At 58.4% G+C, this 250-nt stretch carries 1 pseudogene; it reads right to left on the minus strand.

The features are described from left to right. Positions 1-188 (minus strand): annotated as a pseudogene (locus BST12_RS29740) (SAM-dependent methyltransferase); the annotation flags it as partial. Positions 189-250 lie beyond the last annotated feature (62 nt).

Raw genomic sequence — 250 nt, forward strand, 5'->3', positions numbered from 1 at the left:
TTGGGCTCGTCGGATGCCTCCAGTGGCAGGTCCATCGGCGGATCTTCCTCATAGGCCCAGTTGATGAACACGATTTCGTCGTTACCGAGTCCGCGCGTCATCAACGGGTACCAGTACCGCCAAACTCTCTTGTAGGTCGAGGTACTGCCCGCGCGGGCGAGGAGGCTGTGGGTTCGACTGAAGGCCATGGGCAAGGAGTATGGCAGACAGTATGTACGAGCGATGCGTCAGAAGAGAAGTTGGCGCAACA

This window comes from Mycobacterium angelicum (genome assembly GCF_002086155.1).
GTDB classification, from domain to species: Bacteria; Actinomycetota; Actinomycetes; order Mycobacteriales; family Mycobacteriaceae; genus Mycobacterium; species Mycobacterium angelicum.